This is a genomic window from Okeania hirsuta, from assembly GCF_003838195.1.
Classification (GTDB): Bacteria; Cyanobacteriota; Cyanobacteriia; order Cyanobacteriales; family Microcoleaceae; genus Okeania; species Okeania hirsuta.
In genome coordinates this window covers 54,855-69,651 of the sequence record NZ_RCBY01000006.1, presented here as the reverse complement: position 1 = coordinate 69,651, position 14,797 = coordinate 54,855, and the positions used below count along the sequence as shown (strand labels likewise).

Below are 14,797 nucleotides of genomic sequence, written 5' to 3'. Positions count from 1 at the left end.
CAGCGTAGTTTGTATAGGAGTGGTAATAATTGTTTTGTGAATGCAGACTGTAATGGGGCTGCAAATATTATCATAAAAGTAAGCAGAAAGCTAAGTTTAGACTTAAGCCAACTGTGTAGGGGGACAATTTCATTGTGCCCAAAGAATATTCTTTGGTCAGCTAAGAACAGACGGAGTAACACGGATTTATCATGTTGCGTAGTATCTACTTAGAATCCCCGTGACTTGAGTCCGGGGAGTAGTCAATATACTGTAATCATATAAAAACTAGAGGTCTAAATAATGATTGGGCAAATCACCAAGAAAGTAGATTTTTATTTCTAGTTATCATCACCCAATGCCCAATATTAAATAATCAATTCCTGAATTAAAAACTGTGTTTGCCATCGCACTTCAACAAAAACAATACAAGACTTATACCCTCTCTGATTTAGGATTTAATTCTAGTATAAATGTCGTTCCAGAGAGAGGAGGAATAATTACAAGTTGGTGTATTAATAATCAGGAGCTACTTTACTGTGATTCCAAAAGGTTAGAAAATCCAGAATTAATAGTAAGAGGTGGTATACCTATCCTGTTTCCCATTTGTGGCAACTTACCTAATAATATATACGAATATAATGGTAATAGTTACTCTCTCCAACAACATGGATTTGCACGAGAACTACCTTGGGAAGTCATAGAAAAGTCTACTCAAGACCGAGCTTCAATAACTCTAGTTTTAACCAGTAATAGATTCACAAAAACTGTTTATCCCTTCGATTTTCAATTAACTTTTACTTATCAAATCAAAGGTAATTCTATAGAAATATTCCAAGTTTACACCAATTTGAGCAATACACAAAGGATGCCATTTTCGACAGGACTACATCCTTATTTCTTTGCTCCAAACAAGCATCAGCTTCACTTTGATATCCCTTCAATGCAATATGTGGAACCAAAAACAGGAATCGTCCACTATAATAATGGTAAATTTGACCTTAATCAAGATGAAGTGAATGCAATATTTGAAAAATTAACAGGGTTGGCCACTACAGTCTACGATCGAAGTCGTGGTCTCAAGATTCTTCTGAGTTATACATCTTCTTATTCAACTATGGCTTTCTGGACGGTGAAAAATGAAGAATTTTATTGTTTAGAACCATGGACAGCTACTCCAAATTCCCTAAATACAGGTTCTCGTTTAATTGATTTAGAGCCTGGGTCTTCCTGTGAAATGCTAGTTAGGCTCACTGCAACATTTTTGTAATGCTTGCATATTATATATTTGGTAGTGGTAAACAAGTAATGATTTTACCGAAAAATTGGGTTTAAAGCCTTGCCCTAAAAGGGCAACTTTGTGTTATACTAGAATTTGTGTTATACTAGAATTTGTTGGAAGGTATTCAACCACTCTAAAAACCTAGCTACTAATACTAGAACTAGCACCTTAAAACTGCGGTCAGACCCCGCGTCGCCGTCAGGCGCAAGGAAATGTTGACTAAGAGAAGACAAGAGAAGAGTAATAGTTTTTTTACAGTAATGCTTGTGCATGGAAAAACTCTAAGCATCAAGTATCAGAGAACCAAAGTTTTGAGGTTTGAACTGTACCGTAGGGCATAATTCCACAGGATATTGATAGCGCAGCTCCTCCGCAGGAGGCAATAGAGCAAACCCTTGAGGAGAAAACCATCTCTGGCTTAGATATCACTTGCATATCTGATTTAAGTGGACTCATTGTTGGCGTAGCCTTGCTTCAGCAAACCAAGAATCCTGGTTTCAGGAGAATCCCGGCCCCTTCAGGCCTGAGAGGATGTCAAATATTTATAACTATCATATAGCAATTCCCATGCTGATGAGGTATAAAATTCGTTTGTTGCGCGGGAGTAGGGAGCAGGCAGTAGGTAGTAGGTAATAGAAAAGAAGAAAAATAACTGTACTTCAGTAACTTGATAAACGCTATATATAGCGCTGTGCGCAGGCAACAGGCAATAGGGGGAATAAAAAGCTGATAATATAAGAATTTTAGCTATTGGGCAGTTCCTGCAATTTGTAAATATACCACCGCACACTGCTACATTTAATAGTTAGTGAGATTAGTGTTGATTTGTTCCTTAGGTATGAACTTAATTATGTTATATAGAAGAACTAAATTGTCCATAAAGGTTTCACAATATCTCAAATTTTTTTCTGAAAGCTATTGCAATATTAATTATGACTATGCTATAGTTAGTGGAAGTGTGAAATAAAACAAAATTAATAGGGGTCGCTAGCTCAACGGTAGAGTACTCGGCTTTTAACCGATTTGTTCCGGGTTCGAATCCCGGGCGACCCACTAATATTAAAATCTTAAAAATAATTAATTCAGAGCTTCACCACTGCTCTATAAAATTTCTGCCTTTATACTTATCAAAATAATTGGGGCTTGCTGAATAAAGCTAAAAGTCAGGATAGCTAAGGTAATGGAGCTTTTGATATTCAGTTTATCTCCAAGTTTATGGCTCTTATTGGCATCAATTTACTGAAATTTTCTGCTGAAAATCAAGAAGATTTCTTCACATAAAATGGCTGAAAGCATTGCCTATTCCTCCATCTCCGCGTCCCCGTGTCTCTGCGTCCCCATGTCCTACCCCCACCAACCAATTTTTTCAGCAGACCCTAATTGGGTCGCGCAGCCCCGTCTTTTAAGGCGAAATATTTTTGGAGCTTTGCTCAAATCCCCGTTACAAATATAACTTCTGACTTAGAAATTATGACTTTTGACTTCGTTAAAGCGGTAGATATTATTTGCCATAATAATTTTTATATCTAAAATATTATATTGATAGACAGAATCTTCAATTTGTCTTAATATTGTCGTAAGATTTAAACTTAAGTAAATCAAATTTACCCATCGGCTAATAACAAAAAATATAGGAGGACAAGGTATGGCTATCGTACCAATGCGGTTATTATTAGACCACGCAGCAGAAAACGGTTATGGAATTCCTGCATATAATGTCAACAACATGGAGCAAATTCAGTCCATTATGCAGGCGGCTGATGAAACAAACAGTCCTGTAATTCTCCAAGCTTCTCGTGGAGCGCGTAAGTATGCTGGTGAAATTTTTCTACGTCACTTAATTATAGCCGCCGTAGAGACATATCCTCATATTCCCATCGCCATGCACCAAGACCATGGTAATGCACCCTCTACTTGCTATTCTGCTATGCGCCATGGTTTCACTAGCGTGATGATGGATGGCTCCCTAGAGGCAGATGCTAAGACTCCTGCTAGCTTCGACTATAACGTTAATGTTACTGCTGAAGTAGTTAAAGTTGCTCACTCCATTGGTGTAAGTGTAGAAGGAGAACTAGGTTGCTTAGGTTCTCTAGAAACTGGTATGGGCGATAAAGAAGATGGTCATGGTGCAGAAGGCGTCCTTTCTCGTGAACAACTTTTGACAGACCCAGATGAAGCAGTAGAATTTGTAGAACGTACCCAAGTAGATGCTCTAGCAGTTGCTATTGGTACTAGCCATGGTGCTTACAAGTTTACCCGTAAGCCTACAGGAGAAATTCTAGCTATTAGCCGTATTGAAGAAATTCACCGTCGCCTACCCAATACTCACTTGGTTATGCATGGTTCTTCTTCTGTACCTCAAGACTTGTTGGAAATGATCAACAAATATGGTGGTTCAATTCCAGAAACCTATGGTGTACCTGTAGAAGAAATTCAAAAAGGAATCAAGAGTGGTGTTCGTAAGGTAAACATCGATACTGATAACCGTTTGGCCATTACTGCTGCTATTCGTGAAGCTGCTGCTCAAGATCCTTCTAACTTTGACCCTCGTCACTTTATGAAACCTTCTATCAAGTACATGAAACAGGTTTGTGCTGATCGCTATCAACAATTTGGTACTGCTGGTAACGCTAGCAAAATTAAGGTTCAAACCTTGGATGAGTTTGCTGCCAAATATGCTAGTGGAGAATTAGCTGCTACTACTAAAAAAGCAGTAGCAGTGTAGTTTATAGCACAATCAGAATTCTACATTTGAAGCTTCTGAAATATTTAATTAGTTTAGTTGATGAGAAGCCCTGAAAATAATTAGGGTTTCTCATTTTTTTTTAGCATTCTTAACTGCTCGATCGAGAAACCCACTACTTTAATTTAATTATTGCTCTGCTGATTAAATCTAAAAGCATTGACATATAAAGAAAAGTGTCTTTTTGGGGTCGAATTGCAGTGCAAATTTTTCAGCTATTGATGCTCAAAAAGTTAGTATTTTAGGCTCATAGTTGGGCAGAAAAATCCCAAATTGACAATTTTTACTCCTACCCCCTCGCTCCCGACCCTTTTCTCCTGTCTTCCCCTCCTGGGAGGGCGAGGGGCGAGGGGAGGGTTGTCTCCTGTCTCCTGTCTCCTGTCTCCTGTCTCCTGTCTCCTGTCTCCTGTCTCCTGTCTCCTGTCTCCTGTCTCCTGTCTCCTGTCTGCTACAAACCCTAATTATTCGTACATTGCTCGTGAATTCCCCCCTGTTTACAAATGTAATTAATTTGATTAGGATCTAAGTTTTTGGCAAAATTAAAATTAACTCCCCTTAAATAATCGGATTTGAATGTCTCAAGTGGACTTGCCAAAAATTGGTCTAATTGAGCCGGTTTTGGAGTTACTAATTTGGCTCCTTTTAAATCAGTTCCACTCAAATTTGCTCCTCGTAAATCTGCCAAACTCAAATCTGCGTTTCGTAAATTAGCATTCTGTAGTTGAGCATTCCGAAAATTAACATTTGTTAGTTGGGCTAAACTCAAATCTGCTTTTCTCAAATTACTTTTACTGAAATTTGCCCCTGATAAATTTGCTCCTTGCCAATTAGACTCCATTAAATTAGATGATTGAAAGCTAGCTCCTTCAGCCTTAACTTTACTTAAATGAGCTCTGCGTAAATTAGCTTCTGATAAATTAGCACTTCCTAAATCTGCACCAGTCAAACTTGCTTCTGTTAAATTTGCTCGCTGTAAATCAGTTTCAATTAACTTAGCACTGCTTAAGTTGGCTTCTGTCAGAATTGAATCAGGCATTTTTGCTTTATTTAGAATTGCTCTAAATAAGTCTGCACGTTTCATCACCACTGGGCCAAATGTCGCACCCGTTAAATTGGTTTCTATCAGATTTGCTCCACTCAAATCAGCAATCAAATCGTCAAAAGTTCCTAAACGATTATCTTTTCCTGGTCCATAAAAGCGACTATTCTTAAAACTAGCCTGATTAAGAGTAGCGCCTCTAAATTTCACTCCAGACAAATCAGTATTTTCTAATATCAAAGTAAAGCTAGCAGGGCCAGAAGTTATCTGACCTAAATCAACGCCACTTAAGTCAGCCTCTTTAACCGACCCACTGTAAACTTTGAGAACTTTAGCGATCGCCTTTTGAGTAGCTCGTAGTCGCAGAGATACCAGAAGCTGTTCTTGAGAGTTGCCTCCATAGCTTAGAGAATCTAGATCATTTTTGAGGGCTTGATTTAAGCGACGTAGTTCCGGTATTACCATTGGTCCAGCACTAACTAAAGATTGTTGAATTCCATCAAGTATACTTGATTCATTTTCTTGCCCCAACAAATCTACTAACAATGGTATGGCACGAGGATCTTTAGTAGAACCCAAAGCTAAAACTGCCACTTGTCGTTGCTGAGGTTTAGTCGAAGTCAGGGACAACTTATTCACAAGAGCCAGAAACATATCATTATCTTGTTGTTTAAACTCCCGCCAATTTGCTTGATTTTGAATATAAACATGAGTGCCAAAAATTGTCCCCAAAACCGAGACCATACCTAAAGCAGTTATCATCAGTAAAGTCATACCTGGATTTTTTCGCATCCAAGGCCAAAGATGAAAACCTTCTGATTTTTTGTGAGTAGTAACAATTGCTGCTATTGAAGCTTGTGTCTGAGTATCGATAAAGTTAAAAGGATTAGAATCTAATTGGCCAGAGCGAGCATCTACAACAAAAGTGTCTACTAATCGATCGTGTCCTGTGCGGCGTAGTTTATTGAAACGAATCAAAGAAATATCACCTAGTAATGCTAACCCTGACAATGCTAATAGAATTGCCAAAGAAGGAAATGCCCCAGTTAGATACCAAATCAAGTAGGCAGTTCCCATAGGTAATCCCCATTTAGCAAAACCCTCACGGACTAGGGTTCTTCTCAAGCCTGGAGAAGTTCCTAAAGCTGTCACAACTCTGATTTCAAACCAACGCTTAGGCAATGTTTGACCTGTTCTAGCTAACAAAAATAATTGCCAACCTACAATTGCTAAAGGAGCTAATAATGCTCCAGACCAAAATAGATTAGCCAGAGGTGTTACTTTCTGATAACGGTTTCGTAAAGGAATTCCTAAAGTATTGGCAATTGCTTCTGTGGTGGTTGCTACTACTGGGTTGAGAGGAACAGATTTGTTGCCTATATTACCCAAGTGACCAAGCCAAAATGGAACTATTCCACTAAGAACAACCAGGGATACTTCTGTAGTCCAAGCACCACATCTACGGACCCAGATAGGTAATTGCTGGGATTTTTGTTGCCACGATGCCTCTGTGTTATTACTATTATTGATATCTGAAATATCTGAACCAAAAGTTGGGCTTGTCATATTGATGTGCTTACTCTAGTATTCTCAACTTTTAGACTAATTATTTTGCACCGTTAAGTATGGTATTACTATTAAGGCCACCTGTTTTCACCCTTTTTTTTAGTTTCCTAACTAGGAACAAATAAGGAGCTAATATCACATTTAAGCTGGTTCTATATTTATTTTCCCATACTTTCCAAACTTATCCGTTATGTCTAAATTTTGTTAACAGATAAAACCTGTAATCAATTCATACAGTGCTGGTAACCGATCGCAGAAATACTATATACTATTATTGTTTTGTGGTCAAACTAATTTTGATACTTTATTTCACACTACACTAGGTAAATACTATAACTAATCTAATTGAGCAAATTTTACTCAGACTAAGACTGCCAATAAATCTAGTATTCGTCTTTATTTATATATTTTTTAATGTATTAATAATATCTATATTTAATATCTATATTTTTGAGTATTTATTAATAGTTTGCAGCAATAATCATAATTCATTTCTGTCTTTCACCTTCATCTTTACCTGTTTCTGAATAATTAGGTAAGAATAAAAATTTATATCCTATATAAATCGCTCCTCCAAACACAGCTATAGTAATTAACAAAGAAACTAAACTGATAATCGCCTCTAATATCTTGATTATGAATAGAGGAATAATAATTAAACTTATAATTTTTGCCCATTGAGGAAGTTCCTTAAACCATTCTAACAATTGGTAATAAAAACCTTGAATAGACTTAAAAATATTAGATAGAGGGTTCAAGACATTTGGTACATATCCCTCGTCTACTTCGGGATTTTTTTTAAAGTTATTATTGTTGTAATTATTCATCTAAAAAAAGTTTTACTTTAACTCATCAAATTATAGATAATATTTGCTCAGGAATAATTATATACTAGAAGGAAGAAGGAAGAAAAAAGGAAAAATCTTACGTTGTCTGAGTTTTAAGCTTTTGATCTGTCCTAACCTTTCCTTCGACTACTATAAATTCTCAATATTCTATATTTTTATCTAAAATAATATAGAATATTGAGATGATTGACCAACTATAGCCCTACGCGCAAGTCAGAAGTCAGAAGTCAGTACGGGTGAATGGCCATTCGCCCGTACATACGTAATCTATGACTGGGTTGGAGCATTTAGGAATGTCCTAAGTTCTGCTTCGACTGCTACATCAGGAAATAACAAAAAATTAAATCTCCAATTTTTGGCATAGCTGTTTCATTAAGGCTGAAACTTATTGGGGGGAGTGAGTTTGGGAGGTATGGGTTGGTGGGGGATATGGGAAAATGCAAACCCCCAAACAGTTAATTCAACCCATAAAAAAGTTGTAGTTTTTCTCTACACTTCCCATACTCCCAACACCCAGGTAATCTATAAAGAATGAAATAGCCCTGGATTTTTGGACTGCCTCCTTACTTGGTCAAACTTACGGCTCCCCTACCCTGCTCTTCTGCTTTCAGTTGAATCGGATTTTTTGATTTGGAAGCCAAAGTTAAGTATTTAACCACTCTTGCTCTTGCCGTACTACTTTTAGTATTAAAAATTGACCTTCAAAAGGTCGAAGTAGGATAAAATTCTCTGCAAGCCTATCCGATTACTTAAAGATTCTGTAAAGAACCAACCTAAAAGTTGCAATCGTCGATCAACTTATGCCAAAATAAAACAGATTGGCTAAGAGTATAGTAAAAAAAATTACCACCTCATAGTTGAAAACCCACTTATTGCAGCGCTTTATCAAGCTTTGAGGCTCAAGCAAAATAAGTAAATGTCACTAAAATTACATTCTAATAGGTGTATTACTCAGGATAAATAATCTAAAGTAAAATCCTAAGTCCAATCCAGATAACCAAATAATATCTGAATATACAAGCCAATACTTCTCCTATTCTAATGAGTGAGACAGTGAAATATTCCACCCTAATAGACCTACTTCAAACTTTATCAGCAGAACAACCAGAAAAACTAGCATACACTTTTTTGGTTGACGGCAAAAAAGAAGGGGAAAACTTTACTTATGCTTCACTAGAGCATCGAGTACGAGCTATTGCAGCATTGCTACAAAAACATCAAGTCAAAGGAGAACGAGGCTTACTACTCTATCCACAAGGACTAGAAGCAATAGCAGCTTTTTGTGGTTGTCTATACTCTGGAGTAATCGCAATTCCAGTACCTCCTCCAGAAGCAGGTCGTCTCAAACGAACTTTGCCTAGACTTAGAGCCATAGTTCAAGATGCTCAAGCTTCCCTGGTGCTAACAACGGCCACAATTATTTCCCTTGTAGAAGAAGTGGCTGATGAATTTCCTGAGTTCGAGACAATGCGCTGGATAGATACTGAATCTGTTGATTTAGAAATAGCTCAGGAATGGAAAGATCCAGGTATTACTGGCGATACACTAGCGTATTTGCAGTATACCTCTGGTTCTACTTCTACTCCAAAAGGGGTAATGCTGACCCACAAAAATTTGATTCATCACTTAAGCTATCTACAGAGAGCTTGTGGGTACACACCAGAAAGCAAAACTATTACCTGGATGCCTTTCTTCCACGATTATGGGTTAGTGGAAGGAATGATGGAACCCCTATATAATGGAACTCCATGCTACATAATGTCCCCATTTTCATTTGTGAAGCAACCCCTGAGATGGCTGCAAGCTCTGTCAAATTACAAAGCGACCCACTCTCAAGCACCTAACTTTGCTTATGACCTTTGTGTTCGCCGAGTTAAGCCAAAACAACTATCTACTTTAGACCTTAGTAATTGGGAAGCAGCAGGTAATGCAGCAGAACCTATTAACCCAAAAGTTATGGAGAGTTTCTACAAAACTTTCTCAGCTTGTGGTTTTCGTTGGAATGCTTTTGCTCCATGTTATGGACTAGCAGAAGATACTTTACTGGTTTCAGCCAAACCTAAACTCACAGACCCAGTACTTTGCACTATAGATGCAACAGATCTAGTAGAAAAAAATAAAATTGTAGAAGTTTCTCCTGATGCGACAGGGGTAAGAGCTTATCCATCTTGTGGTCGCTTAGTTTGTGAAACTCAGGTAGCTATTGTCAATCCAGAAACTTTAGCAAAATGTGCTACTGATGAAGTGGGAGAGATTTGGGTATCAGACCCCAGTGTAGCTCAAGGCTACTGGGAACGTCCAGAAACTACTAAAGAAACATTCCAAGCTTACATCAAAGATAGTGGGGAAGGTCCGTTTTTGCGGACTGGAGACCTAGGATTTATGAAAGATGGTGAGCTGTATATTACAGGTAGGATTAAAGATTTAATTATTATCCGAGGTACAAATCACTATCCCCAAGATATTGAGTGGACAGTACAACAGGTTCATCCGGCACTTCGTCCAGATTATGGTGCTGCTTTTTCAGTCGAAGTTAGGGGTGATGAACATTTAGTCATTGTTCAAGAGGTAGAACGTCGCACTCAAGATTTGGATACGGAGAAAGTCATCAATGATATCCGCCAAGCTGTTTCAGAAGACCATGAATTACAAGCTTATGCTGTAATTTTGGCTAAGTCAGGAAATATTCTTAAGACTGCTAGTGGCAAGATTCAACGTCGTGCTTGTCGTTCCAATTTTTTGGCCGGAACCCTAGACGTGATATCTGACTGGAGTGAAAATCCTCAACTAACCTCCAAGTATCGAAAGTTACAAGAAGAAGTTGAGTCATTAGCATCCCAAATGAAAAATAGCTAGAAATTTAACCTAGATAAATAGGAGATTTAGCATGGATAAACTCAAGCAATATTGGGTAGCTGAAGAGTTAGAGCGTGCTCTTGGCGATCCACAAAATCCAGACAGTACAATGTCTTTCAAGAGAGTAATTGAAATTGATGAGAGTGAAGAATTTCCACATCAGGAAATTGAGTGGCTCTATAATTGGAAGTTACAACACCACTATATCCCTGTTAATTGTGGGGGGGAGTTTACTTCTTTTGAAGAGTTTTTGGCCTTTGTTAGAGTTTTGTGTAGACGCGACCAAACAATTGGAATTGCTTTTACTACCTTATTTTGGTCTTTTATTACCTGGATGGCAGGTACAGACGAACAAAAGCAAAAGTTAGCAACCTATATTAAAGATGAACATGGGGCAATGTGCCTTGGTTACTCAGAGAAGGAACATGGTGCTGACCTAATTGGTGGAGATTTGAACGCAACAAAAGTTCCTGGAGGTTATTTACTGAATGGGGAAAAGTGGCCGATAAATCGTGCAACTATTTCTGGAGTTTCTTATATATTAGCAAAAACAGACCAAGAGGATGGAGGAGCTAGAGGTCTGTCTTTATTTATGGTAGAAAAAAGCCGACTAGACCCAGCAAATTACTACAATTTACCAAAAATCCTTACCCACGGAATTCGTGCTTCTGATATGAGTGGGATAGGTTTTAAGGATTGCTTTGTTCCTGAAGATATGTTGATTAAGGGAGAAGGATCCGGTCTAGAAGTAGCTCTGAAAGGATTTCAAATTACCAGAACTTTGTGTGCAGCTTTTTCTCTTGGAGCTGCTGACACAGCCTTAAGAACTACATTAAAATTTGCGATCAATCGAGTTGTTTACAACAAAAAAGTTTTAGATATTCCTCAACCTCGCAGAACTTTGACTGAAGCCTTTTTAGACATCTTAATTGGTGATTGTGAAACAATTGGAGCAGCGAGAGGATTTCATGTTGTTCCTGGACAATTTAGTGTCTGGGGTGCAGTGGTGAAATATTTTGTTACTACTCAGCTAGAAACGATGATTAATAATATTTCAGTGGTGTTAGGTTCTCGTTTTTATATGCGGGAAGAACATGACTGGGGAATGTTTCAAAAAGTGCTGAGAGATAACTCAATTATTAGTGTATTTGATGGTAGTACAGTTGTTAATTTGCATTCTCTAATTTTACAGTTTCGTCAGTTAACAAAACAACGTTCTAGACGGAATTATGCTAAGATGGAAGCAATTAAATCTCGTCTGGAAATAATCTTTTCCTTGGAGAAACAATTGCCTACTTTTGAACCAGAAAAACTGGAAATTGTAGGACGGGGATCTGATGATGCTTTACAAGGATTAGAAATTGCTTTAGAACAGTTAAAAGCTTTAAAAACTGCTAACATAAATACTAAAGTTTTAGAGCAAATTACTACACTGACTGAGTGTATTATTGAAGAAGTAAACGCTCACGACCAAAAAATTGCTAATTCAGCATTTGAGTTTGGTCACGACCAGTCACCAGAATTATTTGAAATAGCTAAAAAATACTGTGCTTTACACGCTGCTGCTGCGTGTTTGCATATGTGGATTTATAACCGCGAAATACTGGGTGAGTTTTTTGCAGGTGGTGAGTGGTTGGTACTATGTTTAAATCGTCTACTGCAACCTTTTGGGCATTCACGAAAAGTAGACCAATTATATTGGGAAAAAGTTACTCAAGAAATGCTCAAACTTGATAACGAAAATAAAATCTTTTCTATTGTTCCTTTTCAACTAGCACAAACTAAAAAACAGGAGAATAAAATAAATGCAAGTTCAGAACTCCAGCACGCTTAATACTGAAGCAAAAACAGAAAATTCCCCCTTAGAAATCTTACAAAAGTGGATTGCTGAAAAGTTAGCAGAACAATTGTCTGTTGACAAAAGTACTATCGAATTTACCGAACCTTTAACTCGTTATGGTTTGGACTCAATTGATGCAGTAACTCTAGTTGGTGAGCTGGAAGATGAACTAGAATTAGAGTTACCTTCTACTTTATTTTGGGATTATCCAACTATAGAAAAATCTGCTCAATATTTAGTTTCTGAATTTGATATTTCTGAGGCATTAGAAAATTTGGCAAGCTCTGAAGAAAAAACAGAAGAAGCGGAAGAAACTGCTGAAAAATCTGGTAAAGGTTGGGGTGGTTTTTGGAAGGGAGTAAGTGGTTCATAAAATAACTGAAGAACCCCCGGAGAAAATTCTTAGTTATGTGAGGATTTAGCTATGAGCAGTCAGCAGTTCCCTGCGGGATGCTACGCAAACAGCAATATAGCAGAGGGCAGAAGGCAGAAGGCAAAAGGAAAAATCTTACACCTGGTCTAAGTTTTAGACTCTTGAGCTGTTCTAACCTTTGCTTCAAGTGCTATAAGACCCTGCTTTTGAGGATAGGGTTTAAATTTAAATAGACTTAACGACTTTTGTAGTAAGATTTAATCCGGGCTGAATTAATACAGCTTTGAATGTTTACCAAAAGTAATAGCAGATAGCAGATAGCTGATGGCTCACGGCTGAATTTTTACTTAGTTATACTAATGATTTTTAGTATATATTAAGACTTGATCTTCATAAAATTAAAAATCTTAGTTACCAATAATAAAATTGCTTTTGGTAACTAAAAAATATTTCAATATTTCAGAGATTGACAAATACCTCATACCATAATTTATTGGGATAGGTTGCTATCAAGTATAGAGGAGGAAATAGTTAATTGAATTTTTCGGATTTTTCCTTCTGGTGGGTGCTGCTGATTTTTAGTGTGCCTTTCTTCACCATCCGCGCTCTAGGAAAAAGGTTAAACTTCTGGCAAGATTATTTTGATACCATTGGCTTGATGGTATTATCACTAACATTATTTTTAAATGCTAGTTTAAAAAGTTTTGCCGTATTTATATTTGAGGTGATTTTCAACTACATAATGGTGCGACTAATGTTGCAAAGGCGTGGTTGGGAGTCAAGGGCGATCGCTACATTTTTAATAGTATTTGATGTAGCAGTATTAGCATACTTTAAATATCTCACATTTTTTGTAGAAGATGTAGTAGGTTTAGTGGTAGGAATTCCGAATAATTGGCAACAAAGTTTTCCTTTACCTGTATATAAGACTATTCCACCAGGGATTTCTTTTTATACTTTTCAGATGGTGGCATTTGTTGTAGATTCTTTTACAGCGAAAAAGAAAAAGCCAATTAATTTCATAGATTACGTCAACTTTATCGCATTTTTTCCCCAAATTGTAGCAGGTCCAATCGAAAGACGCAAACAATTATTACCCCAGTTAGAATCTTTTAAATTCAAATTTACTGTAGAAAACTTTGAATTAGGTTTGCGATGGTTATCTCTAGGTTTATTTATGAAATTTGTTCTAGCAGATAACATTACTCCATATATAGACCTAGAGCAAGCAACAAATGCTTTGTTAGTTTGGTTTCATGCCTTTTTGTTTACTTTAAGAATATATTTTGACTTTGGTGGTTACAGCTTTATGGCTGTTGGTATCGCTAGATTTGTGGGAGTTAAACTAGAATTAAACTTTCTGGCACCCTACACTTCTGTCAGTATCCAAGAATTTTGGCGACGTTGGCACATTACTCTGAGTAACTGGTTTAGGGACTATGTTTTTATTCCTTTGATGGGTGCAAATAAACAATGGGCACCATTTTATTTATTTATAACATTTACTCTTTCAGGCTTTTGGCACGGGGCAGCCTGGAATTTTATTTTATGGGGAGCTTACCACGGAGCATTACTATTGGCAATCAGATATGCCGGGAGACCTTTTCAGAGGTTTGTGGGTAGATGGACTTCTAGAACTGATTTAGTTTCCTGGGCCTTGACGTTTATGTCCGTGACTCTAGGCTGTTTATTTTTTATGGAAACTAATATTAGTAGGTTGGGTACTAAGTTAGTAACTTTAGTTACACCTGGAGCTTATTCACTTTCAGGGGTGATCGATGCTTTTAGCTCTTATAGCATAAATGAGGCTTGGGCTTTAGTTTTTACTTTAGCTGTGGCGATCGGGGCATTATTTTTAGAACATTTGGCAGTTTGGCAGCAGCGAGATGAGTATGAGTTATTGCTATCTCCTTGGATATCTAGGGGTCTGCTAGGTTTAACTATTTTACTGGGGGCAACTATTCCTTCTGAATTTATTTACTTTGAGTTTTAATAGAACTCTTTTCAACAATTAATAATTAATAATTAATAATTACCTCTCCTTTAAAACGGATAGGATTGACTCAAAGGAAAATTTTTATTTTTATCCCCTTAAAAGAGAAGGGTTTGAACCACAAATTTTCGGTAAAAGTGTTAATTAAATCAATTTAAGATATCAAATCAATAATTTCATCTCCCTATTTCCAATACCCTATTCCCTGACTTCTGCAAGATGTCTAATGATTAGATTTAAAACATTTGTTCCGGAAGAATATTTTGGATTTACAAAAA

At 37.1% G+C, this 14,797-nt stretch carries 8 protein-coding genes and 1 tRNA gene; 7 read left to right on the top strand and 2 right to left on the bottom strand.

The annotated features are described in order from the left end of the window. The first annotated feature begins 376 nt into the window (after positions 1-376). The 3 genes from D5R40_RS02070 (at position 377) to fba (ending at position 3,986) form a co-directional block, all read left to right on the top strand. Positions 377-1,249 carry an aldose epimerase family protein gene (locus tag D5R40_RS02070; RefSeq protein WP_124143976.1) on the top strand — a complete coding sequence of 291 codons (873 nt, stop codon included), beginning with the start codon at positions 377-379 and terminating at the stop codon, positions 1,247-1,249. 993 nt (positions 1,250-2,242) lie between these two features. After that, a tRNA-Lys gene (locus D5R40_RS02065) sits at positions 2,243-2,314 on the top strand. A gap of 592 nt (positions 2,315-2,906) precedes the next feature. Further along, positions 2,907-3,986 carry a class II fructose-bisphosphate aldolase gene (fba, locus tag D5R40_RS02060; protein ID WP_124143977.1) on the top strand — a complete coding sequence of 360 codons (1,080 nt, stop codon included), beginning with the start codon at positions 2,907-2,909 and terminating at the stop codon, positions 3,984-3,986. A gap of 475 nt (positions 3,987-4,461) precedes the next feature. Here fba and D5R40_RS02055 read toward each other — a convergent pair whose 3' ends face one another. After that, positions 4,462-6,609 carry a pentapeptide repeat-containing protein gene (locus D5R40_RS02055; RefSeq protein WP_124143978.1) on the bottom strand — a complete coding sequence of 716 codons (2,148 nt, stop codon included), beginning with the start codon at positions 6,607-6,609 and terminating at the stop codon, positions 4,462-4,464. A 488-nt stretch (positions 6,610-7,097) separates the two neighbouring features. Beyond that, positions 7,098-7,436 carry a hypothetical protein gene (locus tag D5R40_RS02050; protein ID WP_124143979.1) on the bottom strand — a complete coding sequence of 113 codons (339 nt, stop codon included), beginning with the start codon at positions 7,434-7,436 and terminating at the stop codon, positions 7,098-7,100. 1,062 nt (positions 7,437-8,498) lie between these two features. On the opposite strand from D5R40_RS02050, the gene D5R40_RS02045 reads away from it, so the two are divergent. From D5R40_RS02045 to D5R40_RS02030, 4 genes are all read left to right on the top strand, one after another. Further along, complete coding sequence (locus tag D5R40_RS02045) at positions 8,499-10,313, top strand: fatty acyl-AMP ligase (RefSeq protein ID WP_124143980.1); 1,815 nt, start codon at positions 8,499-8,501, stop codon at positions 10,311-10,313. A 31-nt stretch (positions 10,314-10,344) separates the two neighbouring features. After that, positions 10,345-12,147 (top strand): acyl-CoA dehydrogenase family protein, encoded by a 1,803-nt coding sequence (locus D5R40_RS02040; RefSeq protein ID WP_124143981.1) that lies wholly within the window; start codon positions 10,345-10,347, stop codon positions 12,145-12,147. After that, entirely contained in the window at positions 12,119-12,526 is a 408-nt protein-coding gene (locus tag D5R40_RS02035) for an acyl carrier protein (protein ID WP_124143982.1), read from the top strand. The genes D5R40_RS02040 and D5R40_RS02035 overlap by 29 nt, the downstream gene beginning before the upstream one ends. Before the next feature lie 535 nt (positions 12,527-13,061). Beyond that, a complete protein-coding gene (locus D5R40_RS02030; protein WP_124143983.1) occupies positions 13,062-14,519 on the top strand; it encodes an MBOAT family O-acyltransferase in 1,458 nt (485 codons plus the stop codon). Positions 14,520-14,797 lie beyond the last annotated feature (278 nt).